We start from the raw sequence: 800 nt of genomic DNA, 5'->3' as shown, positions 1-800 counted from the left end.
GTCGTATCTGCTGCAGCGCCTCGCTGCTCCAGGCTCCCTTCAGGCCTTCTTTCCGCACGTGGCCTATTGATCCGTCGAACTCGCAGCAAGGCGAGATCGCGCCATCGGTCGCGACATGCAGATTAATCCACGGCATGACGCAGAAGCCGTCACCGCTCCCGGGGGAATGGCGGTCCTTTTCACGGTTCAGCTCTCTCATGCCGGCTCACGACCATGCGCGACGGCCGCTCGGCCGGGTGTGGAATTCCATTGAAGACTCCGCTTGTGCGCCACGGCGTTCCTCAGCCAATCTGCGAATTCAGTTGGGTTGCTTCGAATGAAGCGCTGCAAATCTTTGACCAAGGAACACTTCCCCCACGCGGCCCCTTGGTGTATCACCCCGCCATTTAGGGGCAAAGGGCGGCATGATGTTGGGCGTCGTCTTAGACGAAACAAATTTGTCGAGCGAGATCTTCGACGGTGAAGTCGTCGCGGTGAACTTTGCGACCGGCAAGTATTACGGCATGAAGGGGAGCGCGCAGCTCATCTGGGAGATGTTGCGTAAGCCTGTCGATCCCACCATGATCGAGACGGCGTTGAGGACGGGTTATCCCGACTTGGACGACGATGACATTGCCTCGGTGCGAGGCTTCCTCGACCTCCTCGCGGAGGAAGGCATACTTCTGCCGGCCTCGCCGATCGAATTGCCCAAGCTGCCCGACATTTCCAGCCGCGCATCCTTCATGAGGCCGGAGCTGGAGATTCACACGGACTTGCAGGAGCTGATTGTCCTCGACCCCATCCATGACGTGGATCCGGGC

2 protein-coding genes are annotated in these 800 nt (G+C 59.6%); one reads left to right on the top strand and one right to left on the bottom strand.

Annotated features, from left to right (window positions below; translation table 11 throughout):
- Positions 1 to 199 (bottom strand): SPASM domain-containing protein (locus tag EOA28_RS37350; protein WP_189342422.1); only part of this gene is annotated, 199 nt, incomplete at its 3' end.
- A gap of 238 nt (positions 200 to 437) precedes the next feature.
- On the opposite strand from EOA28_RS37350, the gene EOA28_RS37345 reads away from it, so the two are divergent.
- Positions 438 to 800, top strand: a 363-nt coding sequence (locus EOA28_RS37345) for a PqqD family protein (RefSeq protein WP_210214997.1), incomplete at its 3' end; no start/stop codon positions are given.

Source organism: Mesorhizobium sp. M2A.F.Ca.ET.067.02.1.1, from assembly GCF_004023285.1.
Taxonomy (GTDB): Bacteria; Pseudomonadota; Alphaproteobacteria; order Rhizobiales; family Rhizobiaceae; genus Mesorhizobium.
Note: the sequence above shows the minus strand (reverse complement) of the source record. Positions and strands in the feature narration are given on the sequence as shown.